25 protein-coding genes and 1 pseudogene are annotated in these 26,620 nt (G+C 74.1%); 16 read left to right on the top strand and 10 right to left on the bottom strand.

Annotation, left to right across the window (positions count from 1 at the left end; all coding sequences use genetic code 11):
* Positions 1 to 22 precede the first annotated feature (22 nt).
* Both ACQ614_RS08840 and ACQ614_RS08835 read left to right on the top strand, forming a co-directional pair.
* On the top strand, positions 23 to 1,969 hold the full coding sequence (locus tag ACQ614_RS08840; protein ID WP_431677857.1) for a beta-galactosidase: 1,947 nt from the start codon (positions 23 to 25) through the stop codon (positions 1,967 to 1,969).
* Between the two features lie 17 nt (positions 1,970 to 1,986).
* Positions 1,987 to 4,341, top strand: a complete 2,355-nt coding sequence (locus ACQ614_RS08835) for a glycosyl hydrolase family 95 catalytic domain-containing protein (RefSeq protein ID WP_431677856.1) — start codon at positions 1,987 to 1,989, stop codon at positions 4,339 to 4,341.
* A gap of 70 nt (positions 4,342 to 4,411) precedes the next feature.
* Here ACQ614_RS08835 and ACQ614_RS08830 read toward each other — a convergent pair whose 3' ends face one another.
* Both ACQ614_RS08830 and ACQ614_RS08825 read right to left on the bottom strand, forming a co-directional pair.
* Positions 4,412 to 4,894: a peroxiredoxin gene (locus ACQ614_RS08830; protein ID WP_431677854.1), complete on the bottom strand. Its 483-nt coding sequence runs from the start codon at positions 4,892 to 4,894 to the stop codon at positions 4,412 to 4,414.
* Positions 4,895 to 5,012: 118 nt separating this feature from the next.
* The gene (locus ACQ614_RS08825; RefSeq protein WP_431677853.1) at positions 5,013 to 6,224 is read right to left on the bottom strand and encodes a pyridoxal phosphate-dependent aminotransferase; all 1,212 of its coding nucleotides are present in this window, start codon (positions 6,222 to 6,224) and stop codon (positions 5,013 to 5,015) included.
* 85 nt (positions 6,225 to 6,309) lie between these two features.
* Between ACQ614_RS08825 and ACQ614_RS08820 the strand changes: the two are divergent.
* Both ACQ614_RS08820 and ACQ614_RS08815 read left to right on the top strand, forming a co-directional pair.
* A pseudogene (locus ACQ614_RS08820) lies at positions 6,310 to 6,663 on the top strand (winged helix-turn-helix transcriptional regulator); the annotation flags it as partial.
* A 111-nt stretch (positions 6,664 to 6,774) separates the two neighbouring features.
* A complete protein-coding gene (locus tag ACQ614_RS08815) occupies positions 6,775 to 7,368 on the top strand; it encodes a dihydrofolate reductase family protein (RefSeq protein ID WP_431677852.1) in 594 nt (197 codons plus the stop codon).
* Positions 7,369 to 7,387: 19 nt separating this feature from the next.
* On the opposite strand, the gene ACQ614_RS08810 is transcribed toward ACQ614_RS08815, so the two are convergent.
* Positions 7,388 to 7,858, bottom strand: coding sequence for an SRPBCC family protein (locus ACQ614_RS08810; RefSeq protein WP_431677851.1), 471 nt, complete (start codon positions 7,856 to 7,858; stop codon positions 7,388 to 7,390).
* An 18-nt stretch (positions 7,859 to 7,876) separates the two neighbouring features.
* Between ACQ614_RS08810 and ACQ614_RS08805 the strand changes: the two genes are divergently transcribed.
* Positions 7,877 to 8,521: a TetR/AcrR family transcriptional regulator gene (locus tag ACQ614_RS08805; RefSeq protein ID WP_431677850.1), complete on the top strand. Its 645-nt coding sequence runs from the start codon at positions 7,877 to 7,879 to the stop codon at positions 8,519 to 8,521.
* Between the two features lie 64 nt (positions 8,522 to 8,585).
* Here ACQ614_RS08805 and ACQ614_RS08800 read toward each other — a convergent pair whose 3' ends face one another.
* On the bottom strand, positions 8,586 to 9,101 hold the full coding sequence (locus tag ACQ614_RS08800) for a DinB family protein (RefSeq protein WP_431677849.1): 516 nt from the start codon (positions 9,099 to 9,101) through the stop codon (positions 8,586 to 8,588).
* A gap of 7 nt (positions 9,102 to 9,108) precedes the next feature.
* Positions 9,109 to 9,930, bottom strand: a complete 822-nt coding sequence (locus ACQ614_RS08795) for a DUF4184 family protein (protein ID WP_431677847.1) — start codon at positions 9,928 to 9,930, stop codon at positions 9,109 to 9,111.
* A gap of 330 nt (positions 9,931 to 10,260) precedes the next feature.
* Between ACQ614_RS08795 and ACQ614_RS08790 the strand changes: the two genes are divergently transcribed.
* The 9 genes from ACQ614_RS08790 to ACQ614_RS08750 all read left to right on the top strand — a co-directional run bounded on the left by ACQ614_RS08790 (position 10,261) and on the right by ACQ614_RS08750 (position 18,811).
* Positions 10,261 to 11,202, top strand: coding sequence for a GNAT family N-acetyltransferase (locus ACQ614_RS08790; RefSeq protein WP_431677846.1), 942 nt, complete (start codon positions 10,261 to 10,263; stop codon positions 11,200 to 11,202).
* A gap of 426 nt (positions 11,203 to 11,628) precedes the next feature.
* Positions 11,629 to 13,644 carry an RICIN domain-containing protein gene (locus ACQ614_RS08785; protein ID WP_431677845.1) on the top strand — a complete coding sequence of 672 codons (2,016 nt, stop codon included), beginning with the start codon at positions 11,629 to 11,631 and terminating at the stop codon, positions 13,642 to 13,644.
* Positions 13,645 to 13,727: 83 nt separating this feature from the next.
* Positions 13,728 to 14,369 (top strand): hypothetical protein, encoded by a 642-nt coding sequence (locus ACQ614_RS08780; protein WP_431677844.1) that lies wholly within the window; start codon positions 13,728 to 13,730, stop codon positions 14,367 to 14,369.
* Between the two features lie 215 nt (positions 14,370 to 14,584).
* The gene (locus ACQ614_RS08775) at positions 14,585 to 15,427 is read left to right on the top strand and encodes a papain-like cysteine protease family protein (RefSeq protein WP_431677843.1); all 843 of its coding nucleotides are present in this window, start codon (positions 14,585 to 14,587) and stop codon (positions 15,425 to 15,427) included.
* Between the two features lie 14 nt (positions 15,428 to 15,441).
* The gene (locus ACQ614_RS08770) at positions 15,442 to 16,332 is read left to right on the top strand and encodes a hypothetical protein (protein ID WP_431677841.1); all 891 of its coding nucleotides are present in this window, start codon (positions 15,442 to 15,444) and stop codon (positions 16,330 to 16,332) included.
* 166 nt (positions 16,333 to 16,498) lie between these two features.
* Entirely contained in the window at positions 16,499 to 16,915 is a 417-nt protein-coding gene (locus ACQ614_RS08765; RefSeq protein WP_431677840.1) for an avidin/streptavidin family protein, read from the top strand.
* Between the two features lie 82 nt (positions 16,916 to 16,997).
* On the top strand, positions 16,998 to 17,789 hold the full coding sequence (locus ACQ614_RS08760; protein ID WP_431677839.1) for an SGNH/GDSL hydrolase family protein: 792 nt from the start codon (positions 16,998 to 17,000) through the stop codon (positions 17,787 to 17,789).
* 61 nt (positions 17,790 to 17,850) lie between these two features.
* Positions 17,851 to 18,378 (top strand): gamma carbonic anhydrase family protein, encoded by a 528-nt coding sequence (locus tag ACQ614_RS08755; RefSeq protein WP_431677838.1) that lies wholly within the window; start codon positions 17,851 to 17,853, stop codon positions 18,376 to 18,378.
* 163 nt (positions 18,379 to 18,541) lie between these two features.
* Positions 18,542 to 18,811 (top strand): GlsB/YeaQ/YmgE family stress response membrane protein, encoded by a 270-nt coding sequence (locus ACQ614_RS08750; RefSeq protein WP_431677837.1) that lies wholly within the window; start codon positions 18,542 to 18,544, stop codon positions 18,809 to 18,811.
* An 82-nt stretch (positions 18,812 to 18,893) separates the two neighbouring features.
* On the opposite strand, the gene ACQ614_RS08745 is transcribed toward ACQ614_RS08750, so the two are convergent.
* The 3 genes from ACQ614_RS08745 to ACQ614_RS08735 all read right to left on the bottom strand — a co-directional run bounded on the left by ACQ614_RS08745 (position 18,894) and on the right by ACQ614_RS08735 (position 21,233).
* On the bottom strand, positions 18,894 to 19,715 hold the full coding sequence (locus tag ACQ614_RS08745; protein ID WP_431677836.1) for an alpha/beta fold hydrolase: 822 nt from the start codon (positions 19,713 to 19,715) through the stop codon (positions 18,894 to 18,896).
* Between the two features lie 296 nt (positions 19,716 to 20,011).
* On the bottom strand, positions 20,012 to 20,734 hold the full coding sequence (locus ACQ614_RS08740; protein WP_431677835.1) for a DUF4230 domain-containing protein: 723 nt from the start codon (positions 20,732 to 20,734) through the stop codon (positions 20,012 to 20,014).
* Between the two features lie 124 nt (positions 20,735 to 20,858).
* Positions 20,859 to 21,233, bottom strand: coding sequence for a cupin domain-containing protein (locus ACQ614_RS08735; RefSeq protein ID WP_431677834.1), 375 nt, complete (start codon positions 21,231 to 21,233; stop codon positions 20,859 to 20,861).
* Between the two features lie 145 nt (positions 21,234 to 21,378).
* On the opposite strand from ACQ614_RS08735, the gene ACQ614_RS08730 reads away from it, so the two are divergent.
* On the top strand, positions 21,379 to 21,825 hold the full coding sequence (locus tag ACQ614_RS08730; RefSeq protein ID WP_431677833.1) for a MarR family winged helix-turn-helix transcriptional regulator: 447 nt from the start codon (positions 21,379 to 21,381) through the stop codon (positions 21,823 to 21,825).
* A 45-nt stretch (positions 21,826 to 21,870) separates the two neighbouring features.
* Here ACQ614_RS08730 and ACQ614_RS08725 read toward each other — a convergent pair whose 3' ends face one another.
* Together ACQ614_RS08725 and ACQ614_RS08720 are read right to left on the bottom strand one after the other, a co-directional pair.
* A complete protein-coding gene (locus tag ACQ614_RS08725; protein ID WP_431677832.1) occupies positions 21,871 to 22,593 on the bottom strand; it encodes a maleylpyruvate isomerase family mycothiol-dependent enzyme in 723 nt (240 codons plus the stop codon).
* A gap of 74 nt (positions 22,594 to 22,667) precedes the next feature.
* Positions 22,668 to 23,978, bottom strand: a complete 1,311-nt coding sequence (locus tag ACQ614_RS08720; protein WP_431677831.1) for a glycosyltransferase 87 family protein — start codon at positions 23,976 to 23,978, stop codon at positions 22,668 to 22,670.
* Between the two features lie 213 nt (positions 23,979 to 24,191).
* Between ACQ614_RS08720 and ACQ614_RS08715 the strand changes: the two genes are divergently transcribed.
* On the top strand, positions 24,192 to 26,537 hold the full coding sequence (locus tag ACQ614_RS08715; protein WP_431683866.1) for a Tex family protein: 2,346 nt from the start codon (positions 24,192 to 24,194) through the stop codon (positions 26,535 to 26,537).
* Positions 26,538 to 26,620: the final 83 nt, after the last annotated feature.

Genomic DNA, 26,620 nt, shown 5'->3' with positions numbered 1-26,620 from the left:
GCTGCGCCCCGAAAGGACCCCCATGCCGTCCCTTGCCGACACCACCCGCGGCCGCATCCTCTTCGGCGGCGACTACAACCCCGAGCAGTGGCCAGAGGAGACCTGGCCCGAGGACGTCCGGCTGATGCGCGAGGCCGGCGTCACCACCGCCACCGTCGGCGTCTTCTCCTGGGCCCGGCTCGAACCCACACCCGGCGCACGCGAGTTCGGATGGCTGCGGCGCATCCTCGACCTGCTCCACGACGGCGGCATCGAGGTCTGCCTGGCCACCCCCACCGCCTCCCCGCCGCCCTGGCTCGGCGAACTCCACCCCGGCACCCTGCCCGTCACCGCCGACGGCACCCGCCTGCACTGGGGATCGCGCAACCAGTGGTGCCCCTCCTCCGCCGACTACCGCCGCCGCGCCCTCGCCCTCGTCGACGACCTCGCCGCCGAGTTCGGCCACCACCCGGCCGTCCGGATGTGGCACGTCAACAACGAGTACGGGCCGGTCTGCCACTGCGAGGAGACCGCCGAACGCTTCCGCGACTGGCTGCGCAAGCGGCACGGCGGCCTGGAGGCCGTCAACGCGGCCTGGGGCACCGCGTTCTGGAGCCAGCACCACAGCAGCTGGTCCACCGTCACCCCGCCGCGCGCCGCCCCCTACCTGCCCAACCCGGCCCAGCAGCTGGACTTCCGGCGGTTCTGCTCCGACGTCCTGCTCGAGTGCTTCACCGCCGAACGCGACGTGCTCCGCCGGCACACCCCCCACCTGCCGGTCACCACCAACTTCATGACCCTCTACCCGCACGTCGACTGCTGGTCCTTCGCCGCCGAGGAGGACGTCGTCTCGCTCGACGCCTACCCCGACCCGGCCGACCCGCGGGCCGCGGTGTACGCCTCGATCGGCCAGGACATGACCCGCTCCCAGGCAGGCGGGCCCTGGCTGCAGATGGAGATGGCCGCCTCCGCCGTCAACTGGCGCGGCACCAACCGGGCCAAGCCCGCCGAGCGGCTCCGCCTGGAGGCCCTGCAGGCCGTCGCCCGCGGCGCCGACGGCCTCTGCTTCTTCCAGTGGCGGGCCTCCCGGCAGGGCGCCGAGAAGTTCCACTCCGCCCTCCTCCCGCACGCCGGGGCGGACACCCCCCAGCACCGGGCCGTCCGCGCCCTCGGCCGCGAACTCCCGCTGCTCGCCGACGTGGTGGGCACCCGGGTGCAGGCCGAGGTGGCCGTCGTCTTCGACTGGCCGAACTGGTGGGCCCTGGAACAGCGCGGCCGCCCCTCCGGCCGGGTCGACCTCGAGCCGATCGCCCTCGCCTGGCACGGCGCCCTCTGGGACGCCCACCTCACCGCCGACTACGTCCACCCCGAGGCCGACCTCACCCGCTACAGGCTGGTCGTCGTCCCCAACCTCTACCTCGCCTCCGACCGGGCCGTCGAGAACCTGCTCGCCCACGCACGCCGCGGCGGTACCCTGGTCGCCGGCTTCTTCACCGGTGTCGCCGACGACCAGGACACGATCCGTCCCGGCGGCATGGACGGACGGCTGCGCGACCTGCTCGGCATCCACCCGCTCGAGTGGCGCCCGCTCGACGCCCCCGCCGACCTCGACGGCGGCGGCACCGCCGACCTGTGGAGCGAGGAGCTCCGCCTCGGCGAAGGCACCGAGGTGACCGCCTCCTTCGCCGACGGCACCCCCGCCGCCACCCGGCGCGGCCGCGCCCACTACCTCGCCACCCTGCCCGAACCCGCCGTCCTGCGGCGGCTGCTCGCCGACGCCGCCGACGCCGCCGGCGTGCACCCCGAGCTGCCCGGCCTCCCCGACGGAGTGGAGGCCGTCCGGCGCGGCGGACTGCTCTTCGTGCTCAACCACACCGCCGCCCCGGTGCACCTGCCCCTGTCCGGCCCTCACCGGAACCTGCTGACCGCCCGCGACACCGCCGCCCTGCACCTCGCCCCCCACGGCGCCGCGGTGCTGCGACCCATGTGACCCGACAGGACTCCGCCATGCCCGACGCCCCCACGCACGGCATCCACGACACCGAACCCGCCGCCCGCTGGGAGGACGCCTACCTCGGCGGCAACGGCCGGCACGGCGTCCTCGTGCACGGCCGCACCGACGACGAGCAGCTGGTGATCACCCACCACGACCTGGTCCGCCCCGACCCCGCGAGCGGCGCCGAACCGCCGCTGCTCGCCCCGGTGCTCGGCGCCGTCCAGGACGCGCTGCTGGCCGGCCGGCAGCAGGAGGCCGTGGCCGCCTTCGGCGGCGACTGGGAGCCCCGGTACGTCCAGCCCTTCCACCCGGGCTTCGCCGTCCGCATCCGCCGCCCGGCCGCCGGGGCCGACGGCTACCGGCGCAGCCTCGACTTCCGCACCGGCGTCGCCTCCGCCGAGTGGCGCGAGGCCGACGGCTGGTGGCGCTCCGAGTCCTTCGTCTCCCGCGCCGACGACGTGGTGGTGCACCTGCTCACCGCCCCCACCGGCGGCACCGTCGAGGCCGAGGTCTGCCTGGACACCCGGCTGCCCGGCGCCCCGGAGGACCTGCGCGCCGCCGTCCGCTCGGTCTACCGCCCGGCCGAGATCCCCGCACCCGAGGCGGACGCCCCCCGCGACACCGCACTGCTGCGGCTGCGCGTCCGCTACCCCGACAGCGAGCTCGGCTACCGCGGCGCCACCCGGCTGATCGCCCCCGGCGGCACCGTCCGCTGCGACGGCCCGCGGGTGCACGTCACCGGCGCCCGCCAGGTGCTGCTGCTCACCCGCACCGCCCGCGGCCCGGTCGCCGAACCCGGCGGCTGCCTCGGCCGCCTCGACACCGGTCTCTACGCCCTGCCCGACGACCACGAGGAACTGCTGCACCGCCACCTCGACGTGCACACCGGGGCGTACGACCGGGTGAGTCTCGACCTCGGCGCCCCGGAGGCCGACCGCGACCTGCCCGCCGGCGAACTGCTCGCCCGCCAGGAGCAGGACCCCTCCACCCTGCAACTCGCCCTGCTGGAATCGCTGTTCGCCGCCGGCCGGTACCACCTGCTGGCCTCCTCCGGGGACCGCCCGCCGCGGCTGTGCGGCCTGTGGACGGGCGACTGGGACACCGCCTGGGGCGGCGCCTTCACCACCAACGCCAACCTCAACCTGCAACTCGCCGGCGCCGCCGCCGCAGGACTGCCCGAGGCCTCGCTGGCCCTGGCCGCCCTCGTCCGCGACCAGCTGCCGGACTGGCGCACCAACGCCCGCCGCCTCTACGGCACCCGCGGCGCCGTCGCCCCCGCCCACACCGACGGCACCAACGGCCTGCAGTACCACTTCAACCACAGCTGGGCGCACCACCTGTGGACGGCCGGCGCCGACTGGCTGCTGCATCCGCTGCTGGAGCACGCCGAGACCACCGGCGACACCGCCTTCCTCACCGGCGAACTGCTGCCCGCCCTGCTGGAGACCGCCGCCTTCTACGAGGACTTCCTCACCCGCACCGGCCCCGACGGCCGGATCGCCGTCGTCCCCTCCTACTCGCCGGAGAACCACCCCGTCGACCCGGACACCGGCGAACCGGCGCCCGCCGCCGCCTCGGTCAACGCCACCATGGACATCGCCGCCGCCCGGCACGCCCTCACCACCGCCGCCGACCTCGCCGAACGGCACCGGGCCGCCCCCGCCGCCCGCACCGCCGCCTGGCGGGCGCTGGCCGCCCGGCTGCCCGACTACCGGGTCAACGAGGACGGCGCACTCGCCGAATGGGCCTGGCCCGGCCACCGCGACGGCTACGACCACCGGCACGTCAGCCACCTCTACCCGGTCTGGCCGCTCGACGAGATCACCCCGGACACCACCCCCGAACTCGCCGCCGCCGCCCGCACCGCCCTGCTGCTGCGCGGCGACGAGAACCGCTCCGGCCACGGCCACCTGCACCGCGCGCTGGCCGCCGCGCGGCTCGACGACGCCGGCCTGGTCACCCGCCAGATCGCCCAACTGCTCGTCGGCGGCTTCTTCTTCCGCTCCCTGATGAGCAGCCACTATCCGCAGCGGAACGTCTTCAACGCCGACGTCGCGCACGCCCTGCCCGCCGTGCTCATCGAGATGCTGCTCCGCTCCCGCCCCGCCCGCGGCGGCCGCCCGGCCCACCTCACCGTGCTGCCCGCGCTCCCCGCGGCGGTGCCGCACGGCCGCCTCACCGGGGTGCGCACCCGCTTCGGCGCGGTGGTCGAGGAGCTCGCCTGGTCGCCGCAGCAGGTCACCCTGGCCCTGCGGGCCGACCGGGCCTGCACGGTCGAACTGCGGATCGCCCCACTGCACAAGGAGGGCGCGGAGCTGCTGGACCTGGCACCGGGCCGGCTGCGCACCTGCACCGTGGAGCTCTGACGGGAGTCCCGGACCCGCCCCTCCGCGCGGGGTCTCTGCGCAGAGGGGCGGGCATCCGTGGCTGCGTCGCTCAGCCCAGCTTGGCGAGCTCGGCGGCGAGTTCGTCGCTGTGGCGGAAGGTCAGGCCTGCCAGGGCGACGTGCTTCCAGCGGACGGTCAGATCGGCGTCCAGGATGAACACCGAGCGGCGCAGGCCGAGTCCGGGCACCGCGATGCCGTACGCCTTCGCGACGGTGCGGTCGGTGTCGGCGAGCAGCGGGAAGGCGATCCGGTGCTTGCGGGCGAACTGCTCGTGGCTGTCCAGGCCCTGCGGGCTGATGCCCCAGACGGTCGCGCCGAGGCCGGTGAACCGCTCCAGGTCGGAGGTGTACTCGCAGAGCTGCTTGGTGCACACCGGCGTGTCGTCGCCGGGGTAGAAGACCAGCACCAGCGGCCCCGCGCCCTTGGCGTCGGTGAGCCGGTACTCCTGCCGCCGGGAGGTGTCCCCGTCGAGCAGCAGGCCGGGCAGGGCGAAGTCGGGGGCCTGGGTTCCGGCCTCGGGCGGCTTGGGCATGGCTGTCCCTTCCAGGGCGTCTGGTAGACAGACCTGTCTGTCTACACAGGCCCGATGCTAACCCGCCCGTCCGGCCGGTGCGAGGGCGCCCCCGCACCGCCGCCGGGGCTGCGGGCCGCTACTGCCGGTAGGTCGCCAGGAAGCGCCCGATCCGGCTGATGGCCGTCTCCAGGTCGTCGGCCCGGGGCAGGGTGACGAAGCGGAAGTGGTCCGGCCGCGGCCAGTTGAAGCCGGTGCCCTGGACGACGTGGATCTTCTCCCGGAGCAGCAGGTCCAGGACGAACTTCTCGTCGTCGACGATCTTGTGCACCTCGGGGTCCAGTCGCGCGAAGGCGTACAGCGCGCCCTTCGGCTTGACGCAGCTGACGCCCGGGATCTCGTTCAGCGCCCGCCAGGCGACGTCGCGCTGCTCGGTGAGGCGGCCGCTCGGCAGCGTGAGGTCGTTGATCGACTGGTGGCCGCCGAGCGCCGCCTGCACCGCGTACTGCGCCGGCACATTGGGGCACAGTCGCATGCCGGCCAGCATGGTCAGGCCCTCCAGGTAGTCCGCGGCCTGCTGCCTGGGGCCGGAGACGGCGAGCCAGCCGCTGCGGAAGCCGGCCACCCGGTACGCCTTGGAGAGGCCGTTGAAGGTGAGGGTGAGGACGTCGTCGGCGAGCGCGGCCAGGCAGTGGTGCTCGGTGCCGTCGTAGAGGATCTTGTCGTAGATCTCGTCGGCCAGCACCATCAGGCCGTGCCGGCGGGCGAGGTCGAGGATGCCCTCCAGCAGCTCCTTCGAGTAGACGGCGCCGGTCGGGTTGTTGGGGTTGATGACGACGATCGCCCGCGTCCGGTCGGTGATCTTCGAGGCGATGTCGTCCAGGTCCGGGAACCAGTCGGCCTGCTCGTCGCAGAGGTAGTGCACCGCGCGGCCGCCGGCGAACCGCACCACCGCCGTCCACAGCGGGTAGTCCGGCATGGGGACGAGCACCTCGTCGCCGTCGTCCACCAGCGCCTGGACGGCCATCTGGATGAGCTCGGAGGCGCCGTTGCCCAGGTAGACGTCGTCGACCGTCATCCCGGCGACGCCGCGCTGCTGGTAGTACTGCACCACCGCGCGGCGGGCCGGCAGGATGCCGCGGGAGTCGCTGTAGCCGTGGGCGTTCGGCAGGTTGCGGATGATGTCCTGCAGGATCTCCGGCGGCGCCTCGAAGCCGAACGGCGCCGGGTTGCCGGTGTTCAGCCGCAGCACGCTGTGCCCGGCCTCCTCCAGGGCGTTCGCCTGGTCGACCACCGGCCCACGGATCTCGTAGCAGACGTCCTTGAGCTTGCTGGACTGCCGAAACTCCACTGCGGCCTCCCGACCTCGCCTCTGGTTGCTTTGTTCTACCAAGTAACCACTTGGAAAGTCCAACCTTTTGGCTATGCTGATCCCCATGCCACGCCGAAGCTACGACCAGTACTGCGCCGTCGCCCGCGCCCTGGACGCGGTGGGGGAGCGCTGGAGCCTCCTGATCGTCCGTGAACTCCTCGGCGGACCCCGCCGCTACACCGACCTGCACGCCGACCTGCCCGGCGTCTCCACCGACATCCTCGCCGCCCGGCTCAAGCAGCTGGAGGGCGAGGGCCTGGTCGAGCGCCGCCGCCTGGAGCGCCCCGCCAACGCCTCGGTGTACGAGCTCACCCCGCGCGGACACGCGCTGCGCCCCGTCCTGGACTCGCTCGCCGCCTGGGGAGTCGACGACCTCGGCGAACCGCGCCCCACCGACGCCGTCCGCGAGCACTGGTACACCGCCGCCGCCCGCTGACCGCCGATCAGGCGCGGGCCGCGGCCGCCCGCCGGTGTGTCCCGCACCCGGGCGCGCCCGCCCCGACCTAGGGTTGGCGGCGGGAGGCTGCACATGGCACGGGTCGTCACGCAGGCGTCGATGTCGCTGGACGGTTTCATCGCGGACCACTCCGACCAGGTCGGGCCGCTGTTCGACTGGTACGGCAACGGGGACGTCGAGTTCACCGGCGCCGACCCGGACCGGGTCTTCCGGGTCTCCGCCACCAGCGCCGCCTACCTGCGCTCGGCCTGGTCGAACGTGCGCGCCGGGGTCATCGGGCGCCGCCTGTTCGACATCACCAACGGCTGGGACGGCCGCCCGCCGGTCGGCGAGGCCGTCTTCGTGGTCACCCACAACCCGCCGGAGGACTGGGACTTCCCCGACGCGCCGTTCACCTTCGTCACCGGCGGCCCGGCCGAGGCCATCGCGCTGGCCAAGGAGTACGCCGGGGACGGGGACGTCTCCCTCACCCCCGGCGACGTCGGCGGCCAGGCCTTCGCGGCCGGGCTGGTGGACGAGGTCAGGGTCGACCTGGTCCCGGTCGTCTTCGGTGCCGGCGTCCACTACTTCGGCCGGTACACCGGCTCGCCGCTGATGCTCGACGACCCCGACATCGTGCAGGGCGACCGCGTCACCCACCTGCACTACCGGGTCCGCCGGAGCTGACCGGGGTGTGTCCTGCGGCTCAGCCGCGCCCGGCGGCCGAGCCGCCCTCCGCGGCAGAGCGCAGTGCGGCGTCGGCCGCCCGGAACTCCTCCTCCAGCAGCCCGCCGTTCGCCGCCAGGACGTCGGCCGCCATCGAGCCCGAGAAGGTCTCGCTGTTCACCACCCGGGTGCCCGCGCCGTCCGGGACCAGCTCGAAGCTGTGCCGACCCCACAGCAGCCCCGGCATCCCGCCCTCCCAGGCCAGCAGCCGCGGCGCCTCGGCCGCCACCACCGTGCCCTCGGCGGAACGCTCCTGCGGGGTGCCGGCGGCGATCCGCATGGCGAGGGCGGCCCCTGCCCGCGGCTCGCCCCGGAGGATCTCCAGGCTCGGATGCCACGTGCCGTAGCGGTCGAACGCGGTGAGCACCTCCCAGACCCGCTCCGGCGGGGCGGCGACGGTGACGGTGGTGCTGATCGTGTGGCCGTCCGTACGGCCCTCATTTTCCTGCATGGCCGTGCAGCATAATGGGTGGGCGGCAGGACCGCATCCGATAAACTCCGGGCCATCGCAGGGATCAAGGGACAGACGCAGCAGCGCGGCATCGAACGGCGACGGCGCATCGTCGATGCCGCCGTCGAGCTGTTCGGACGCAACGGCTACCGCGGCACCGGCGTCGCCGCCGTCGCGGAACGGGCCGGCATCACGCCCTCCGCCGTCATCCACCACTTCGGTTCCAAGGACCGGCTGCTGCAGGCCGTCCTCGACGAGTTCGACGCCCGCGCCGCCGCCCGCCTCGCCCACCACCTCGACGGCGGACTCACCGGACTGGTCGCCGCCCTGCTCGACGACGCCGACCACATGACCCGCCACCCCGGGCTCGCCACCCTGCACACCGTCCTGCAGGCCGAGCACCTCGCCGACGGCGACTCCCCGGTGCACATCCGCTTCCGGGAACGCAGCAGACTGCTCCGCCGCCACATCGCCGACACCGTCGGCACCGCCCATCGGCTCGGCCGCCTCCCCGCCGCCACCGACCCCGAGGCCACCGCCGCCGAACTCCTCGCCTTCCTCGAGGGCGCCCTCACCCTCTGGCTCCTCGACCCGGAGACCGTCGACCTGGTCGCCCTCTACCGCGGCTACCTCAACCGCATCTTCCCGCCGGAAGCCGACTGAGGGGCGCGGGGGGCCGCGCCCCTCAGGGTGCCCGAGGGCGTCGACCCGGTGCACAGACCGGGTCTCAGAACCCCGTGACGCCGTCGGTGTGTTCGCGGAGCAGGTCGGCGTGGCCGTTGTGGCGGGCGTACTCGGACACCAGGTGGAAGAGCACCAGGCGCAGCGAGTACTCCTCGCCGTCGAGCACGAAGGTGTCGTCGAGGGATGCGGCGGCCAGGATTCCGTCCGCGATCCGGCGCTCCTCCAGGAGCCGTGCGTAGTCCTCCTCGGCGCGGGACGGGTCCAGCTCCTCGAAGTCGGCGTCCTTCGACGGGCTCTCCGAGAACAGCCGCGGGACCGGCTCGGCGGCGAACCGCTGGCGGAACCAGGTGCGTTCGACCTTGGCCAGGTGGCGGATCAGGCCGAGCAGGGAGAGGTTCGAGTCCGGCAGGGGCCGCAGTGCCAGCTGTTCGCCGGTCAGCCCCTGGCACTTGGTCAGGAAGGTGTCGCGCTGCCACGCGAGGTAGCCGGTGAGCATCTCGCGCTCGCCGGCCACGAGCGAGCCGCCGGTACGGGTGACGTCGGGTGCGGTCCAGGTCATGTCCGGATCATGCCGCCCGGCCGTACCGCCGCGCCAGCCCCTTTCCCCGGGCGAAGCGGTACACCGCGCCGTACACCAACAGCGCTGCCCCGGCGCCCGCCAGCGAACCGAAGGCCGTGGTCGGGACCAGCTCGAACGCGGGTGCGTCCCCGGGCAGTCGGGACCAGCGGACGATCCGCAGCACCGTCCCGGCCGCGGCGGCCAGCCCGATCCAGCAGAACACCGCCCGCCGTGCCCGCGCCCCCAGTACCGGTACGACTGCGACCGCAGCCCCGTCCGCGGAGCGCCGCCGCAGCTCCCGCACCAGCCACAGCGCGAGCACACCCAGGGCCATCGCCGAGGAGCCGTACTGCACCGCCGTGTACAGCGGGCGGCCCGCGACCACCGTGTGCTCGAGGGCGGGGAAGAGGCGCGCTCCGGCGCGGCCCGGGTGGGTGAAGGCGTCCCATCCGACGTGGGTGGCGGCGCCGACCGCTGCGGAGACCGCGAACCACCACGCCTGCCGCGGCGATCGCAGTGCGGCCGGTGCCGGCAGCGCACAGACCGCCGCCCACCGTGCAGGCAGCAGCGCGAGCAGCGGCTCCCGCAACAGCCCGCACCACAGCGCCACCGCCGCGGCGGCGAGCAGCACGTCCACCGTTGCCACACCCCACCAGGCGTGCGTCACCGCGCCCAGGCCGAACACCCCCGGTACGACCGAGTCCGCGAAGTAGGGCACGTCCGGCACCGTCGAACCGGCCACCAGGGCGGCGGCGACCAGCGGGCCGCGGCCCCGCCCGCGGGCGATCAGCGGAAGAACGGCAGCGGGATGGCTGAAGGTGAACGGCACGCGCCCACGATAGGGCGTGCCCGCCGAGGCACACGGGTGACCACTCATGGCGCGTGGGGGCACCTCCCGGTCGAAGGCCGGGGGAGAACTGCGCGATCCGGATGCGAGCCGTACTGTGCGTCGGGTGGCGGGAGTTGACGGAGTGCCGGGCATCTCCTAACGTGATCACCCGGCGCACCGAGCGCCCGCCCCGCACCGTGCGGAGAAGGGAGGCACCGCGATGTACACCATTCACACACCGGCGCTTCCCCACGGAGTCGACCGGGCCGCCTAGAGCACACGACGTGCCTGCGGTCGGGGAGCGCCTGCCGACACTGCTTCGGAGGCAGCGTGCGCATCCGCCCCACCGTCGAGTCCGATCTCGACAAGGTTCTCTCCTGCACCGTCACGGCCCCGGTCAGTTGGGCCGACCCCGATCGCTACCGCCGGTTCCTCGCGGACGGCAGCTACCGCCCTGCCCACACCTGGATCGCCGAGGACGAAGAGGGCCGGCTGCTGGCCCGCGCCGTCTGGTGGACCTTCCCGGCCGGCGACCGGCCGCTCGCCCTGGACTGCATCTGGGTGGACGACTCGGTGGCCGACCCCGCCGCGCTGGCCGCGGAGCTGCTCACCACCGCCCATGCGGCCTTCCCCGCGGGGGAGTTGCCGGAGTACCACCTGTTCCTGCCGCCGGCCTGGCGGGACGACCCGGCCGTCCTGGCGGCGGTGGAGTGGCGCCGGGACGTCGCGGCCCGGGCCGGTCTGACCGAGGAGCTGGAGCGGCTCCGCTACGAGTGGACGCCGGGTGCCCCGGTGCCCGCCGACAGCGGACGGCTGGTCTTCTCGGAGGCCTCGGACGAGGAGTTCGTCGAGGTGTTCCGGCAGGTCGCGGTCGGCAGCCTGGACGACGACACCCGGCGCGGCCTGCTCCGCCTGGACCCGCAGGTGCAGGCCGAGGAGACCCTCGCCGACTACCTCCGGATGCCTGGTGACCGCTCCTGGTGGCGGCTGGCCAGGACCCCGGAGGGGGTGCCGGCCGGGTTCGCCCTGCCGTCGGCCAACAACGGCGGCCCGGTGGTGGGTTACCTCGGGGTCGTCCCGGAGATGCGCGGCCGGGGGCTGGTCGACGAGCTGCTCGCCGAGATCACCCGGAGCCATGCGGCCCGCGGTGCGGCGCGGATCGGGGCCGACACCGACTTCGGGAACACGCCGATGGCGGCTTCGTTCGACCGCGCGGGATATCGGAACTTCGGTGTCCGACTGGTGCTCTCGGGCCCTGCGTCAGCGGTCTGACGGATCGTCGGGTCGTCGGCCCGGCCGAACCTTAAGACAGTCTTAGGTGTCTCCGAAATTACGCCGCCCGTCATGATGCAGAGTGATATTGCACCTACTCTGTGCAATTTCACTATTTGACGGGGCGTCTAACGACAGATCACGAAACATAACTTTTCTATAAAGTCGTATGCGAAGGCGGCGGCGGGTCGGTCTGGACCAATCCGTCGTCGTCAATCCAACTCAACTTCTCCACAAGGAATTTGACGATCGTCCGGGTCGAATTGTGGAGACGTTGAACCCCGTACTTCTTCGCGCGTAGAACACGGGCGGCCCCACCGTTCCGGCGTTCTGGCAGTATTCCCGGCACTCAACCCCTCCCAAGGAATGAGGTGTGGTTTGTCCGGTCGTAGAAGAGCGGTCAAGCGGCGGCGCAACACCCGCGTGATGCTGGTGGCAGCTGCCGTGGCCGCGGCGGGGGTCTTCGTGGGCAGCGCTGCCATGGGCGGCGCTTTCACCGACGAACGGAGCACGGCTGCGGCCGGCGTCTCCGCCGACGGTGCCGCGCCGGCCTCCGATCCCGCGCACGACAAGGCCCCCGAACCGGTGGCCTCGATACCCAGCAACGACCCGCCGCGCGGCCTGGTGTACACCGGCCTCAAGGCCGCCCCCAAGGGCGACAAGTGCGTCGGCGTGCTGAAGACGGCCGAGGGCAACTGCACCCACGGCCCCGACTCCCCGCCCAAGGGCGTGGACATCAAGAAGGACACCGCCCCGGCGGTGAAGGCGGAGGAGCCCGCCGCCGACCCGAGCCGCACCGGCTCGACCGGCCAGGCCGCGCAGGCCCCGACGGCCGGTGCGGAGGCGGCCGTCGACGCCGCCGCCCAGCCGGCGGCCGCCGCGGCCCCGGCTCCCGCGGCGAGCACCCAGCCCGGCCGCACCGCGGCCGCCGGCCCCGCCGGCCAGACCGTCCAGTGCGACGGCGACGGCAGCACCGGCAACCGCGTCCAGGTGGTCTACGTGCACGGTCCCGGCAAGGACCGGTACGCGCAGTACGCCGCCTCGTTCCGCAAGTGGGCCGCGGACGCCGACACCATCTACTTCGCCAGCGCCCAGGAGACCGGCGGCGTCCGGCACATCCGGTACGTGACCGCGGCGGACTGCACGCCGTCCGTGCTCAACGTGGAGCTCCCGGACTCGGCGCTGGCCGAGTTCAGCGCGATGAACTCCGCGCTGGCGCAGAAGGGCTTCAACCGCAAGGACCGCAAGTACATGGTCTTCGCGGACGCCAACGTCTACTGCGGCATCGGCACCTTCGCCGGCGACGAGCGCCCGACCCAGGACAACCTGTCCAACTTCGGTCCCTCGTACGGCCGGACGGACTCCGGCTGCTGGGGCGGCTCCACCGCGGCGCACGAGCTCGGCCACAACCTCGGCGCGGTCAACAACAGCGCGCCGAACACCAGCCGCGGCGCGCACTGCACCGACGAGTGGGACGTCATGTGCTACTCCGACTCGCCCTACTACCCGGCGATGCGCACCGTCTGCCCCGAGCGCGGCCACGACGAGCGCCTGGACTGCAACCACGACGACTACTACAACACCAGTCCGAAGCCCGGCAGTTACCTGGCCACGCACTGGAACGTCGCCGACAACCGGTTCCTGATGACCGGCGGCGGCACCAACCCGAACCCCAACCCCAACCCGAGCCCGTCGCCGACCTCCTCGCCGACCCCGTCGCCCAAGCCGAGCCCGACCGGCCCGACCGGCACCACCGGCCCGGACCCGACGGTCGGCCGGCTCGCCTCGGACTCCGCCGTCCTCAACTGGCCCGCGGTCAACGGCGCCGAGTGGTACCAGGTCCGGCTGAACGGCAACTTCCTCACCTGGGTCCAGCAGAACTCGGTGCGCATCTACAACCTGCGCCCGGACACCGACTACAAGGTCTCGGTGGCGTTCCGCGACCGCTCCGGCAAGGACTCCGCACCCGGCCGCACCGTCGCCTTCCACACCCCGAAGGCCGGCGCCACCACCACGCCCACCGAGGCGTACACCATGGTCAACGGCACCACCGGCCTCGCCGCCGAGGTGTGGGGCGGCAAGTCCGCCGACGGCACCGTGCTGGTCGCCTCGCAGCCCAACGGCTACGCGGGCCAGCGCTGGTACTTCGACGACGCCGGCAGCGGCTACGCCCGGATCCGCTCCGCGGTGTCCGGCAAGTGCCTGCAGCTCGGGGGCGCCGCCTCCGCCGGCCAGTGGGTGTACCAGCAGCCCTGCAACGGCTCCAACACCGCACAGCAGTGGCGGATCGCGACGGCGGGCAGCGGACTGACCGTCACCGCCAGGGGCAGCTCGCTCGTCCTCGGCATCAGCAGCCGGCCGTACTACGGCGCCTGGCTGATGGAACTCCAGGACCCGGCCGGCTCCGGCTACCACAGCTGGACCGTCCAGAAGGCGTCCTGACGCCCCGCCGAGCAACCGGGGGCCCGCGCGCAGCCGCGGGCGGGCCCCCGCCGCACCACCGACTGCCCCAGGAGCGAACGCCCATGCGCACCCTCCGTACCGCGGTGGCCTGCACCGTCCTCACCGGCCTGCTCACGCTCGGCCCGGCCGCGACGGCCCACGCCCACGGCGACACCATCCGCCTCACCGTCACCGGCTCGACCACCGGGCACCCGCTCGCCACCGCCGTGTGGGAGAACGACCAGGACCCGGTCGACGAGCGGATCGCGGGCACCTTCTCCGCGACCGCTCCCGACGGCAGCACCGTCGGACCCTGGCCGCTGGTGGCCGTGCCCGGCAAGCCCGGCACCCTCACCACCGCACAGGCCCTGCCGCCCGGCCACTGGACCGTCACCGCCGAGACCGCCTTCCCCGGGCTCGGCCGCTACCAGGGGACCCTGGACGTGCCGGTGAGCGACCCGCCGGGCTCCGCCCCGTCGACCGGGCCGACAGCCCGTACCGCAGGGCCGACCACCGGCACCTCCCGGGCGCCGTCCGGCTCGCCGGGCGCGGTCACCGACCCCGTCCCGGCCGGCACCGCGGCCACCGGGAGCCCGGCACCCTCGGCGGCCGGCAGCGACCGCCCGGCCTGGCTGCTCGCCCTGGCGGGCCTCGGCACCGCCGTCCTCGCGGGCGGCGCGGTGACCGTCGCCGTCCGCATCCTGCGGCGCTCCGCCCGGACCTGACGGCCGGTCGGCCACGGCGGGCACCCCACAGGCCCGCCCCCTTCGCACGGCGCTGCGGCCGCGCATCCGCGCCCCGCCGCACCCGTGCCCTCTTGTCCCCGCGCCCGTGCGCACGCCCGGCCGGGCACACCCCGGCCCCGGGCGCCTCCGGTTCACCCGACCCGCCGCCGGCCACCCCGGCGGCCCGGGGCCGGACCCTCGGATCAAGGAGCACCATGCACAGACTCCGCGCGTCCCGCCGCAGGAAGACACTGCTGGCCGCGATCGTCGCCGCACTCTCCGGAGCCCTGCTCTTCGGCATCGGCGTCTTCGCCCAGGCCGGCACCGCCACCGGCACCGTGACCGCCGGCCAGGGCGGCTTCCGCACCATCAACCAGCGCGCCCAGCCCTCGCTGACCGCCAAGGTCACCGGCAGCTCCGCGGTCGGCGACCGCGTCCCCACCGCCTGCCGCACCACCGGCGACCGGGTCGAGAACAACACCCGCTGGATCTGGTCCGGCACCTACTACATCGCCGACGCCTTCATCAAGGAGAACACCAACAACCTGCAGGTCTGCGGCTCGACCACCCCGACCGGCACCGCCAGGACCCTCAACATCGGCATGCAGAAGCAGGTCAGGACCCAGTGGTGCTGGGACGCCTCCGGCGTGACCATCGCCAACTTCTGGGGCCGCAGCGCCACCCAGGAGGAGTTCTGCCGGCTCGCCGCCCAGGGCACCTGGGTGAACTGCAACAACCAGCCCGCGACGCTGGAGGACATGGCGAACGGCCTGGCCCGGCTGGGGATGTCCAACAGCGGCCGCAGCCTGTACCGCAACGCCTCGTTCGCCGAGTCCACCACCGAGATCGCGGCCGGCCGCCCGTTCGCCGTCCGGATCGGCTGGCGCACCGGCGGCGGCCACATGAACGTCGTCTACGGCTACGACAGTGCCAGCAACATGATCGCCGTCGGTGACCCCTGGCCCAGCACCCAGACCTACACCTGGTGGAACTACAACACCTACTCCAGCAACAACTCGTTCCAGTGGACCCACTCCCGCATCGGCATCCAGGGCTGAGGAGACGACAGAACGTGCCCATCACACCGCAGCTCCGCCGCACGGCCGTGCTCGCCGCCGGCGCCGCACTCGCCCTGCTCGCCTCCGCGTCCCCGGCCCACGCCGACGGGCCCGACCTCGGAACCGCCAAGCAGGTCCTGCAGTCCGGCCAGGTCCGGGACACCGTCTCCCGCTTCCTGGTCGCCACCCGGCAGCCCGGCGCCCCGGCCGCCGCGGCCGCCGACGGCGGCACCGTCGGCGCCCCGCGCAGCGACGCCGCCCCCGCCGGACCGCCCGCCTTCGACCTGAAGGACCCGGTCGCGCTGTACGAACTCGCACCCGAGTTCGTCTCCGGCAAGGCGAGGCCCACCGCCGAGAACGCCCTGCGGCTGTCCTACCTGGCCTCCCGGGTCGCCGCCGCCGACGGCCACCGCGCCTCCGTGCTGCTCGCCCCGCAGGACCGGGACCGCAGCTGGCAGCTGGCCGGCATCCGGGACGGCGACAGCGAGGTCTCCCTCGCCGAGCAGGGCACCGCCCAGGCCCGCACCTTCACCGAGCCGCAGATCCACGCCTGGTACCGGCTCACCGACAAGGGCCAGGTCGAGGCGCTCAACCAGGAGGCGACCACCGGCCTCGGCGGCCGCCGCAGCACCACCCTGGCCGCCTACCAGAAGCTCGTCACCGCCCGCTACGGCGACAAGCTGCCCGGCTCGGCCTACGACCGCAAGGGCCTGGCGGGCGGCTACCCCGGCCTGGACGAGTCCGCACCGCCGGCCGCCGGCACCGCCCCGGTGGCGGCCGCCGCACCCGACCGCGCCCCGGCCGGGCCGGCCACCGCATGGTGGGCCGCAGCGGCAGCCGCCGTGCTCGCCCTCGCCGGCGGCGCCGCCGTCCTGCTCCGCCGCCGCTCCGCCGGTACCCGCTGAGCGGACCCGGACCCGCCGGCGCCGCGGCCACCGTCCTGTCCGGTGGCCGCGGCGCCGGCGCCCCCGCGAACGGGGGCCGACACCGGCCGGGTTGCGGTGCGAAGCCCGCCCCCGCGGCCGATCCTGGGAGGGCAAGCCCCGCACAGTCCGCCCAGGGAGACCATCCATGACCATCGCCGGAGACTGGTACAACGAGTTCGGCTCGCACATGCGGCTCACAGCCGACGAGTCCGGCGGCCTCACCGGGACGTACGTCTCGAGCGCCGGACACGTCGCCGGACCGTACGACCTCACCGGACGCCAGGACACCCCCGCCCGGCCGGGCCACGGCACCGCCGTCGGCTGGACGGTCGCCTGGCGCAACGAGCAGGGCGACGCCGGCTCGGTCACCAGCTGGAGCGGCCAGTACCTGGACGGCGACGACACCATCCTCGCCACCTGGCTGCTCACCCGGTCGGCCGCCGCCTCCGACGTCTGGGAGTCCACCGTCGTCGGCCAGGACGTCTTCACCCGCCGGGCACCCAGCTCCGAGGAGGTCGAACGCCACCTCCGCGGCCGCCGTCCCGCCTCCCACCCCAGCTGAGGCACCACCCCCGGGGGCGCCCCCGAGCACGGGGCGCCCCTTCGTACCCGCCGGTAGCAGCTGCGCGTACGATCGTCGGGCCATGGAGAACACAGCCACCTTCACCAGCTACGTCGCCGTCGGGGACTCCTTCACCGAGGGCATGTGCGACGACCTGCTGCCCGACGGCCACTACCGCGGCTGGGCCGACCGGCTCGCCGCCGCACTGGCCGCCGAACGGAACGGCGACGGCTTCCGCTACGCCAACCTCGCCGTCCGCGGCAAGCTGATCGGCCAGATCTGCGACGAGCAGGTCGGGCCGGCCGCCGCCATGGGCACCGACCTGGTCACCCTGGCCGGCGGACTCAACGACGTGCTGCGCCCCGGCTGCGACATCGCCCACGTCAGGGAACGGTTCGGCATCGCCGCCCGCACCCTGCTCGCCGGCGGCGCCACCGTGGTCATGTTCACCAGCACCGACCCCAGCCGCCGGATGCCCGGCGGCACCCGCCTGCTGCCGGCCGTCCTGGAGCTCAAGGCCTTCGTCGAGGGCATCGCCCGGGACTCCGGCGGCAAGGCGGTCGTCGTCGACCTCTTCAGCGCCCCCTGCTTCGACGACCCGCGGATGTGGGCCGAGGACCGCCTCCACCTCTCCGCGGAGGGCCACCGCCGGGTCGCCGTCGCCGTCCTCGAGGCACTCGGCCGCCCCGCCGCCCAGGACTGGCGCATCCCGCTGCCGCCCGCGGCCCCGCAGAGCCGCACCGCGAAGCTCGGCGCCGACCTGCGCTGGCTGCGGAGCCACCTCGGCCCCTGGATCGGCCGCCGCCTCACCGGCCGCTCCTCCGGCGACGGCCGCCCGCCCAAGCGCGCCGAACTCCTCCCGTACGAGGGCTGAGCCCGTCCCGCCCGCTTCCGCACGCACGTCCCCGGGTACCCCCCAGAACAGGAGAACGAGCATGGCCGAGCCGCTGATCGCCGCCGTTGCGGGCCGGGTGCCCGCGGTCGACCCGACGGCGTTCGTCGCCCCCAACGCCGTCGTCGTCGGCGCGGTCACCGTCGCCGCCCGGGCCGGCATCTGGTACGGCGCCGTGCTGCGCGGCGACGCGGAGGCGATCTCGGTCGGCGCCGACACCAACATCCAGGACAACTGCACCCTGCACGCCGACCCGGGCTTCCCGCTGAAGCTCGGCGAGCGGATCTCGGTCGGCCACAACGCGGTGCTGCACGGCTGCACCGTCGAGGACGACGTGCTGGTCGGCATGGGCGCCACCGTCCTCAACGGCGCCCGGATCGGCGCCGGCTCGCTGATCGCCGCCGGGGCCGTGGTCACCCAGGGCACCGAGGTGCCCCCCGGCTCCCTGGTCGCGGGCGTGCCGGCGAAGGTCCGCCGACCCCTCACCGAGGAGGAGCGCGCCGGCATCAAGGCCAACGCCGAGGGCTACCTCCTCCTCGCCGACGCCCACCGCAGCATCGAGCCGCAGTAGGTGCCCCCACGCGCCCCTGTGCAGTCCCCGGGCCCCTGTGGGTGCCCCGCTCGACTGATCCGGGGTGGGGGGCGCAAGCTGGGGATCACCCCCCTGTGACGGCGGTGCCGGGTCAGGCTGCGGCCGGTCGGGGCGGGCCGAGGCCCGGCAGAGCGGAGGAGCCGTGTTCCAACTGCTGTGGATTCTGATGATCGGTTTCGTGCTCGGCGTCCTGGCCAAGCTGGTCCTGCGCGGGCCGCAGGCGATCCCGTGGTGGTTGACGATGCTGCTCGGCGCCGCCGGTGCGCTGCTGGGCAACGCGGTCGCAGGCTGGATCGGCGTCGCACACACCGGGGGAGTGGACTGGACCCGGCACCTGCTGCAGATCGGCTTCGCCGTCGCCCTGGTCGCCGTGGTGGCGCCGATGTGGGAGCGCCGGAAAACCGGCCGCTGAGCTGCGGCGTCCCCGGACGCGCGCCCGCCGGGCCCGGTCGATCGGCCGGGCCCGGCGGGCGTTCGGACGCAGGTCCGCGGCGTCAGTCAGCCACGAACTCGAGCAGATCCGTCTCGAAGGCCGCCCGGTAGGCGCCGTACAGGCCGTGCGAGCCGCCCTCGTAGATCTTGAGGGTGTTGTCCGGCACGTGCTGGGCCGTCTTCAGGGCGGAGGCCTGCAGCGGCACGATCTGGTCGTCGTCGCCGTGCGCGATCAGCGTCGGGACGTCGATCCGCTGCAGGTCCTCGGTGAAGTCGGTCTCCGAGAACTGCTTGATGCACTCGTAGGCCCCGCGCAGGCCGGCCTGCATGCCCATCAGCCAGAAGGCCCGGCGGGTGCCCTCGGAGACCTCGGCGCCGGGGCGGTTGAAGCCGTAGAAGCTCTCCGAGAGGTCCCAGTAGAACTGCGAGCGGTCGGCCGCCACGCCGGCCCGGATCCCGTCGAAGACCTCCATCGGGCTGCCCTCCGGGTTGGACGCGCTCTGCAGCATCACCGGCGGCACCGCGCCGAGCAGCACGGCCTTGCGGACCCGCGCGGTGCCGTGCCGCCCGATGTACCGGGCGACCTCGCCGCCGCCCGTGGAGTGCCCGACCAGGACGGCGTCGCGCAGGTCGAGGTGCTCGATCAGCGCGGCCAGGTCGTCCGCGTAGGTGTCCATGTCGTTGCCCTGCCAGGGCTGGTCGGAGCGGCCGTGGCCGCGCCGGTCGTGGGCGACCACCCGGTGGCCCTCCTCGGCGAGCAGCCTGAGCTGCTCGTCCCAGGCGTCGGCGTTGAGCGGCCAGCCGTGGCTGAACACGACGGGCCGCCCGCTGCCCCAGTCCTTGTAGAAGATGCCGGTGCCGTCGGCGGTCGTGATCCTCGGCATGTCGCTTCCTTGTCTCCGGGCGCCGGGACGGGCCCGCGCCGGGGTGGGGTGTGCGGATCGCGCAGCGGCCGTGGCCGGCGGGGGCGGAACCTGCGGCCGCAGTCCGCCGAACGGGTGGCCGGCGGCGGCCCGCCCCGTCCGCAGGCCGCGGACGGCGGGGCCGGGGCGGTGCCGTACACGGTGGCGCGGCGGCGCGGCCCGAGGGCGTGCGCGGTGGACATGCTTCGACCGTAGGGCGGTCCGGGCCGTGCGGCAGCGGTCGGCGGACCGGTGCCGCCCGGCCTCGGCCCGGTGGATCAGGCGGCGGTGGTGACGGTGACCGTGGTGAAGCCGAGCGAGCGCAGCAGCCCCTCGAGCATGGCTGCGGTGTTGGTCTCGGCGGTGGTGGTGAGGGCGGTGTCGCGGGCGGCGGTCTGGATCTTCTCGGTCGCGAGGATCTCCAGCCGCTGCTGGTCGCCGGGGTTGCCGGAGAAGAAGTCGCCGATCCGGTCGAAGAGGCCGCGCTGCTGGGAGAAGACGTACGAGCGGCGGACGTCGAGCGCGGCCTCGGCGAGGCGGGCGTGCGGCAGGGCGACGGTGGCCGTGCGGCGGTCCTCGGAGACGGTCACCGCGCCCTGCTGCAGGCCGCCGAGGTCGACGTAGGCGCCGACGGTCCCGGCGGCGACGTACAGGGTGCGCTTGCCGAGGAGCTGGGACGGCAGGAACTTCGCGTCCTGGTCGAGGTCGACGATGACCTGGAAGTTGCCGGTGGCGGCGGTGTACCGGCTCATGTTCTGGATGGACTTGAGGACGGCGGGCTGGCTGCGGTCGACCTCCCGCCGGGCGAACGGGTCCGGCAGGCCGGGCACCAGGTCGAGCCGGGCCGCCGTGAGCAGCAGGGCGACCACGGCGGCCAGGGCGAGCGGCAGCCGGAGGACGCGGGGGAGCGCGGGGAGCCGACGGCCGGCGCGGACCGGATCGTCCTTCCCGGTGGTGCGGTCGTTCTCGGCGGCGGTGTCGGGTACGGACCGGCGGGCCATCGCAGAACCTCCTGGGTCGGTGCGGGCGCGGGTGTCCGGCCCGCGCGCGCATCCTTCCCCCGATCGGCGGTTCGATTCGGCCCGCCCGGGGCCCGGCCGGTCCTGACTCCGACCGGGCCCGGGTTCAGCCGGCCCAGGGCGGGGTGACCGTGGAGCCGTCCGGGAGGACGGCCTGCAGGCCGACGGTGCTGGTGACCCATGCGGCGGCGGGGCCGGGGCCGGGGTTGTCCAGCCGGAGCACCGAGCCGGCCGGGGCGACCGCGGTGTCCCCGGGGGCGAGGACGACGGTGGTGCCGTCGAGGGTGACGGCCGGGGTGCCGTCGAGCACGTGCAGCACCTCCTCGTGGCTGATGGTGTGCTCCACGCCCCGGGTGCCGGCCGGGACGTCCAGGCGCCAGGCGCGGAGCCGGTCCGCGCCGGTGGTGGCCGAGGCGTGCGAGGTGAAGCGGGCGCCGTGCAGCTCGTACACGGTGGCGTCGGCGGGGCGGACGACCGGCATGCGGGATTCCTCCGGGCTCAATGGTCAGCTTGCTTGACTATATAGTCAGGAGGATTGACCATATAGTCAAGCGGCTGGACTTGTTTGTGGGTGGGCCGGCCCGGCCCGGAGCCCGGTGGATCGTCAAGTGCCTAGACTGTCCGCCATGGACGAGCATGTTGCCCGCGCCCTTCCGCCCCTGGTCCTCGGCCTCGCCGCGGACCTGGTCCGCACCATCGACGAGGGCGTACGGGCCCGCGGCTTCGACGACGTGCGGCCGGCGCACGGCTTCGCCTTCGTCCGGCTCGCCCCCGACGGCGCGACCGTCGGCGAACTCGCCGAGCACCTCGGCGTCACCAAGCAGGCCGCCAGCCAGATGGTGGAGGAACTCGTCCGCAAGGGATACGTGGAGCGCCACCCGCACCCCGGTGACGCCCGCGCCCGCCTGGTGATCCTGACCGCGCGGGGGTGGGCCTGCACCCGGGCCGCCGACGAGGCCGCCGCCGACGCCGTCCGCCCTTGGCAGGAGGCCCTCGGGGAGCAGCGCATCGGGCGGCTCACCGCCGACCTGGCGGAGCTGACCCCCAGTGGGAGGCTGCGCCCGGTCTGGTGACGCCCCCTCCGTCGGTGCCCCGCCGCTGATGCCCCGGACGGCCCGTCAGTCCCGGTCGAAGGAGCGGAGGAAGGCCTCCAGCAGCGAGGCGTCCCCGAAGACCTCCAGCCGGTCGTCGCCGACCCGGCCCCAGAGCCACAGCAGCAGGTCGGAGGCCTCGCCGCGGACGGCCACCGCACCCTTGGCGTGCTCGCGGGCGACCGTCCACGCGCCGTCGGCGACCCGCACCGACCACTCGCCCTCACCGTCGGTGGCGTGCAGGTGCACCCCGCCCTCCGGGAAGTCCGCCGGCGGGACGGCCTCGTCGTGGAAGAGCGCCAGGAACTCGTCGATGCCGTCGACGGCCACCGCGCGGGGGACCGGCTCGGCGAGACCGGCCGCGGACTGGGCGTCCCAGCAGTGCACGGCCGTCTCCTGGGCCATCCGGCGCTGGACGAACCCGGCGTCCTTGCGGGCGGACCAGGACCAGCGCGGCTCGTCCGGGTCGAGCTCCGCCAGCACGGCGGCCAGCTCCTCGCACTGCGTGCCGAACCAGGGGATCAGCTGCTCGTCGCCGACCGGGGCCGGGTCCTCGTAGCCGTCGGGGCCGGCGAGCTCGCCGGAGGCGATCAGGCGCCAGAAGAGGTAGACCTCGCCGGTGTGCCGGACGAGGTCCCGCACCGTCCAGTCCGGGCAGCCGGGGACGGGCAGGTCGAGGCGGCCGTCGGCGGCCTTTGCGAGGCGGGCGGCGCCCTCGCGGAGAGCTGACACGTAGTCGGATCGGTTCATGGGGCGAACGGTAGTCCGGCGCCCGGTGGCGGACCATCGGGTTTCGGGCCGCCGGACGGCCGCCGGCCTGCTGCTCAGGCCACCCGGATCGGGCCGCGGTTCACCCGCGGTGCCTCCTGCAGCGCCGCCACGGGGGAGACCGAGACCCGCCACAGCCGGGCCGCCGACCAGAGCGAGGCGGTCAGCAGCAGCCCGTTGCGGGCCACGATCACCAGCGTGGGCTGCCAGCCGCCCTTGATCATCGCGTCGAAGAACAGCGGGTAGTCGACCGTGGTGACGCCCACCGCCAGCAGGATGACCACCGCCACCGGGCGCTGCGAGGAGCCGCGCACCGTCAGGCAGACCGCCGCCAGGCCGATCAGCCAGATCAGGTACTGCGGGCTGATCACCCGGCTGGTCACGGTGAACAGCAGCACCGCGGTCAGCGCCGCGTCGTACGGCAGCGCGGGGTTCCACCGGCGGGCGCGGAACCGCCACAGCAGCAGCCAGCCGAAGGCGAGGGCGGTCAGCACCAGCGACACCTTCGCCACCAGGTCCACGTGCGGGCCGAGGAACTCCAGCGAGCCGTAGTGCATGTCGACCTCGCCCGGCCAGCCCAGCTCCCTGGCGACGTGCAGCACGCTGCCGCCCAGCGACTCGATCTCCACGCCGCGGCCGCGCTGCGCGGTCAGGAAGTCCAGCGCACCGTCGAACAGCGTCGCCAGCACCAGCAGCAGCGCCGCCGCCGACAGGCACATCGCCGTCCAGGCCTGCCGGGTGCCCCTGCCGCGGGGCGCGCCGAGCACCACCAGGGCCGGCCACACCTTGACCATCGCGCCGATCCCGGCCAGCGCCCCGCCGGCCCGCGGCCGGCTCGGCATCAGCAGCAGCGCGGCCATCGCCAGCGCCGTCACCGGAAGGTCGTACCGGCCGTACGGCAGGCCCAGCATCAGCGGCAGCGACAGCGCCCACATCCACGCCCCGGCGGTCGAGCGGCCCCGGTGCACCCCGCCGTTGCGGCGCAGCGACACCCGCACCAGCGCGGCCTGGGTGACGGCGTCCGTGAGCAGCATCAGCAGCACGAACGCCTGCAGGTAGGTGAGGTAGGGCACCAGGCCCGGCGCCAGCATGGTCAGCGCCGCACCCGGCGGGTACTGCCAGGTCACGTCGCCCACCGGGAAGTGGCCCTCGCGCAGCACCTCGTACCAGTGGAAGTAGGTGCGGTGCACCTCGACGGCCTGCTCGGCCTTGCCGGAGCGCAGCATGGCGATCATGACCAGCCGCGAGGCGATCCAGTAGCCGGCCAGGGCGAGGGCCTCACGGGGCCAGGTGGCGGGTCGCGTCCAGCGGAACGGCCCGTCCAGGGGCATCCCCCACTGGGTGACCGGTGTCGGACCCTGAGCCACCTTCGCCTCCATGGAGCTGCGCGTGCCTGTGATCTATCTCATACCAGACAAATCGGGCCGGGTGATCACGGTGCAACCGTGTGTCACCGACCGTCAGCACAACGCGCCACGCCGCCCGCAGGACACGGCCCGACCCGATCCGGCGCGCCGCACCTGCCAGAATGCAGGGCGTACCAGGAGGAACCCCGGGAGAAGGTGGCAGGCTCCGTGACCATGCCGGTCGAACGCAAGATCGCCGAAGAGCTGGGCGTCCGCGAGGGGCAGGTGAAGGCGGCCGTCGACCTGCTCGACGGCGGCTCGACCGTGCCCTTCATCGCCCGCTACCGCAAGGAGGCCACCGGCGCACTCGACGACGCCCAGCTGCGCACCCTCGAAGAGCGCCTGCGCTACCTGCGCGAGCTCGAGGAGCGCCGCACCGCCGTCCTGGAGTCCGTCGAGGCGCAGGGCAAGCTGGACGACGAACTGCGCGCCCGCATCCTGGCCGCCGACTCCAAGGCGCGCCTGGAGGACATCTACCTCCCCTTCAAGCCCAAGCGGCGCACCAAGGCGCAGATCGCCCGCGAGGCCGGCCTGGAGCCGCTCGCCGAGACCCTGCTCGCCGACCCCGCCCAGGACCCGGCCGCCCTCGCCGCCGGCTACCTGAACGAGGCCGTCGCCGACACCGCCGCCGCCCTCGAGGGCGCCCGCGCCATCCTCGTCGAGCGCTTCGGCGAGGACGCCGACCTGGTCGGCTCGCTCCGCGAGCGGATGTGGACCAGGGGCCGCCTGGTCGCCACCGTCCGCGAGGGCAAGGAGCAGGACGGCGCCAAGTTCTCCGACTACTTCGACTTCGCCGAGCCCTACACCAAGCTCCCCTCGCACCGCATTCTCGCCATGCTCCGCGGCGAGAAGGAGGAGATCCTCGACCTCGAGCTCTCCCCGCTGGACGGCTCCGAGGGGACCGACCTCCCCGGCGAGACCGACTACGAGCAGCGGATCGCCGCCCGCTTCGGCATCGCCGACCGCGGCCGCCCCGCCGACAAGTGGCTCACCGACACCGTCCGCTGGGCCTGGCGCACCCGCATCCTCGTCCGGCTCGGCATCGACCTGCGGACCCGGCTGCGCCAGGAGGCCGAGGACGAGGCCGTCCGCGTCTTCGCCGCCAACCTGCGCGACCTGCTGCTCGCCGCCCCGGCCGGCACCCGCGCCACCATGGGCCTCGACCCGGGCTTCCGCACCGGCGTCAAGGTCGCCGTCGTCGACGCCACCGGCAAGGTCGTCGCCCACGACACGATCTACCCCCACCAGCCCGCCAACAAGTGGGACGCCGCGCTCGCCACCCTCGCCGCCCTCGCGAAGAAGCACGCCGTCGACCTCGTCGCGATCGGCAACGGCACCGCCTCCCGCGAGACCGACAAGCTCGCCGAGGACCTGATCGGGCGCAACCCCGGCCTCGGCCTCACCAAGGTCATGGTCTCCGAGGCCGGCGCCTCCGTGTACTCGGCCTCCGCCTTCGCCTCCCAGGAACTGCCCGGCCTGGACGTCTCCATCCGCGGCGCGGTCTCCATCGCCCGCCGCCTCCAGGACCCGCTCGCCGAACTGGTCAAGATCGACCCCAAGTCGATCGGCGTCGGCCAGTACCAGCACGACCTCAGTGAGGTGAAGCTCTCCCGCTCGCTGGACGCCGTCGTCGAGGACTGCGTCAACGCCGTCGGCGTCGACGTGAACACCGCCTCCGCGCCGCTGCTCACCCGGGTCTCCGGCATCACCGGCACCCTCGCCGACAACATCGTCGCCCACCGCGACGCCAACGGCCCCTTCCGCACCCGCCGGGCGCTCAAGGACGTCGCCCGGCTCGGCCCGAAGGCCTTCGAGCAGTGCGCGGGCTTCCTGCGCATCCCCGGCGGCGACGACCCGCTGGACGCCTCCGCCGTCCACCCCGAGGCGTACCCGGTTGTCCGCCGCATCCTCGCCGCGACCGGCGGCGACCTGCCCGCCCTGATCGGCAACAGCTCCGCGCTGCGCGCGCTGCGCCCGGCCGACTTCGCCGACGACACCTTCGGCGTGCCGACCGTCAGCGACATCCTCGGCGAGCTCGACAAGCCCGGCCGCGACCCGCGCCCGGCCTTCCGGACCGCCACCTTCAAGGAGGGCGTCGACAAGATCGGCGACCTCGAGGTCGGCATGGTGCTCGAGGGCGTCGTCACCAACGTCGCCGCGTTCGGCGCCTTCGTCGACATCGGCGTCCACCAGGACGGCCTCGTGCACGTCTCCGCGCTGTCCAAGAACTTCGTCAAGGACCCGCGCGAGGTGGTCAAGCCCGGCGACATCGTCCGGGTCAAGGTCACCTCGGTGGACGTGCCCCGCAAGCGCATCGGCCTGACGCTCCGCCTCGACGACGACACCGCACCCCGCTCCGGCGGCGACCGGGCGGACCGCGGCGACCGCGGCGACCGGCGCGGCGGCGACCGCGGCTCGCGCCCGCCCCGCCAGGACCGCCGCGGCGGCGGCCGCGAGCAGGCACCGGTGGTCAACTCCGCCATGGCCGACGCCCTCCGCCGGGCCGGCCTGACCCGCTAGGCCTGGTGCCACAGGGGCGTGTGGGGTACCCACCCCACACGCCCCCGGGTGCTGCGGCCCCGCTATCCTCCTCGGGTTGTCCA

The sequence above is a fragment of the Kitasatospora dryopteridis genome (genome assembly GCF_050749075.1).
Lineage (GTDB): Bacteria > Actinomycetota > Actinomycetes > Streptomycetales > Streptomycetaceae > Kitasatospora.
Note: the sequence above shows the minus strand (reverse complement) of the source record. Positions and strands in the feature narration are given on the sequence as shown.

What these genes read in the sequence shown, in the direction of transcription:
- ACQ614_RS08735 (WP_431677834.1), bottom strand. Translation starts at nt 21,233, where the DNA reads ATGCCGGTCGTCCGCCCCGCCGACGCCACCGTGTACGAGCTGCACGGC.
- ACQ614_RS08760 (WP_431677839.1), top strand. Translation starts at nt 16,998, where the DNA reads ATGGAGAACACAGCCACCTTCACCAGCTACGTCGCCGTCGGGGACTCC.
- ACQ614_RS08765 (WP_431677840.1), top strand. Translation starts at nt 16,499, where the DNA reads ATGACCATCGCCGGAGACTGGTACAACGAGTTCGGCTCGCACATGCGG.
- ACQ614_RS08810 (WP_431677851.1), bottom strand. Translation starts at nt 7,858, where the DNA reads ATGCAGGAAAATGAGGGCCGTACGGACGGCCACACGATCAGCACCACC.
- ACQ614_RS08800 (WP_431677849.1), bottom strand. Translation starts at nt 9,101, where the DNA reads ATGACCTGGACCGCACCCGACGTCACCCGTACCGGCGGCTCGCTCGTG.
- ACQ614_RS08840 (WP_431677857.1), top strand. Translation starts at nt 23, where the DNA reads ATGCCGTCCCTTGCCGACACCACCCGCGGCCGCATCCTCTTCGGCGGC.
- ACQ614_RS08715 (WP_431683866.1), top strand. Translation starts at nt 24,192, where the DNA reads ATGCCGGTCGAACGCAAGATCGCCGAAGAGCTGGGCGTCCGCGAGGGG.
- ACQ614_RS08785 (WP_431677845.1), top strand. Translation starts at nt 11,629, where the DNA reads ATGCTGGTGGCAGCTGCCGTGGCCGCGGCGGGGGTCTTCGTGGGCAGC.
- ACQ614_RS08815 (WP_431677852.1), top strand. Translation starts at nt 6,775, where the DNA reads ATGGCACGGGTCGTCACGCAGGCGTCGATGTCGCTGGACGGTTTCATC.
- ACQ614_RS08745 (WP_431677836.1), bottom strand. Translation starts at nt 19,715, where the DNA reads ATGCCGAGGATCACGACCGCCGACGGCACCGGCATCTTCTACAAGGAC.
- ACQ614_RS08725 (WP_431677832.1), bottom strand. Translation starts at nt 22,593, where the DNA reads ATGAACCGATCCGACTACGTGTCAGCTCTCCGCGAGGGCGCCGCCCGC.
- ACQ614_RS08775 (WP_431677843.1), top strand. Translation starts at nt 14,585, where the DNA reads ATGCACAGACTCCGCGCGTCCCGCCGCAGGAAGACACTGCTGGCCGCG.
- ACQ614_RS08730 (WP_431677833.1), top strand. Translation starts at nt 21,379, where the DNA reads ATGGACGAGCATGTTGCCCGCGCCCTTCCGCCCCTGGTCCTCGGCCTC.
- ACQ614_RS08830 (WP_431677854.1), bottom strand. Translation starts at nt 4,894, where the DNA reads ATGCCCAAGCCGCCCGAGGCCGGAACCCAGGCCCCCGACTTCGCCCTG.
- ACQ614_RS08740 (WP_431677835.1), bottom strand. Translation starts at nt 20,734, where the DNA reads ATGGCCCGCCGGTCCGTACCCGACACCGCCGCCGAGAACGACCGCACC.
- ACQ614_RS08835 (WP_431677856.1), top strand. Translation starts at nt 1,987, where the DNA reads ATGCCCGACGCCCCCACGCACGGCATCCACGACACCGAACCCGCCGCC.
- ACQ614_RS08780 (WP_431677844.1), top strand. Translation starts at nt 13,728, where the DNA reads ATGCGCACCCTCCGTACCGCGGTGGCCTGCACCGTCCTCACCGGCCTG.
- ACQ614_RS08755 (WP_431677838.1), top strand. Translation starts at nt 17,851, where the DNA reads ATGGCCGAGCCGCTGATCGCCGCCGTTGCGGGCCGGGTGCCCGCGGTC.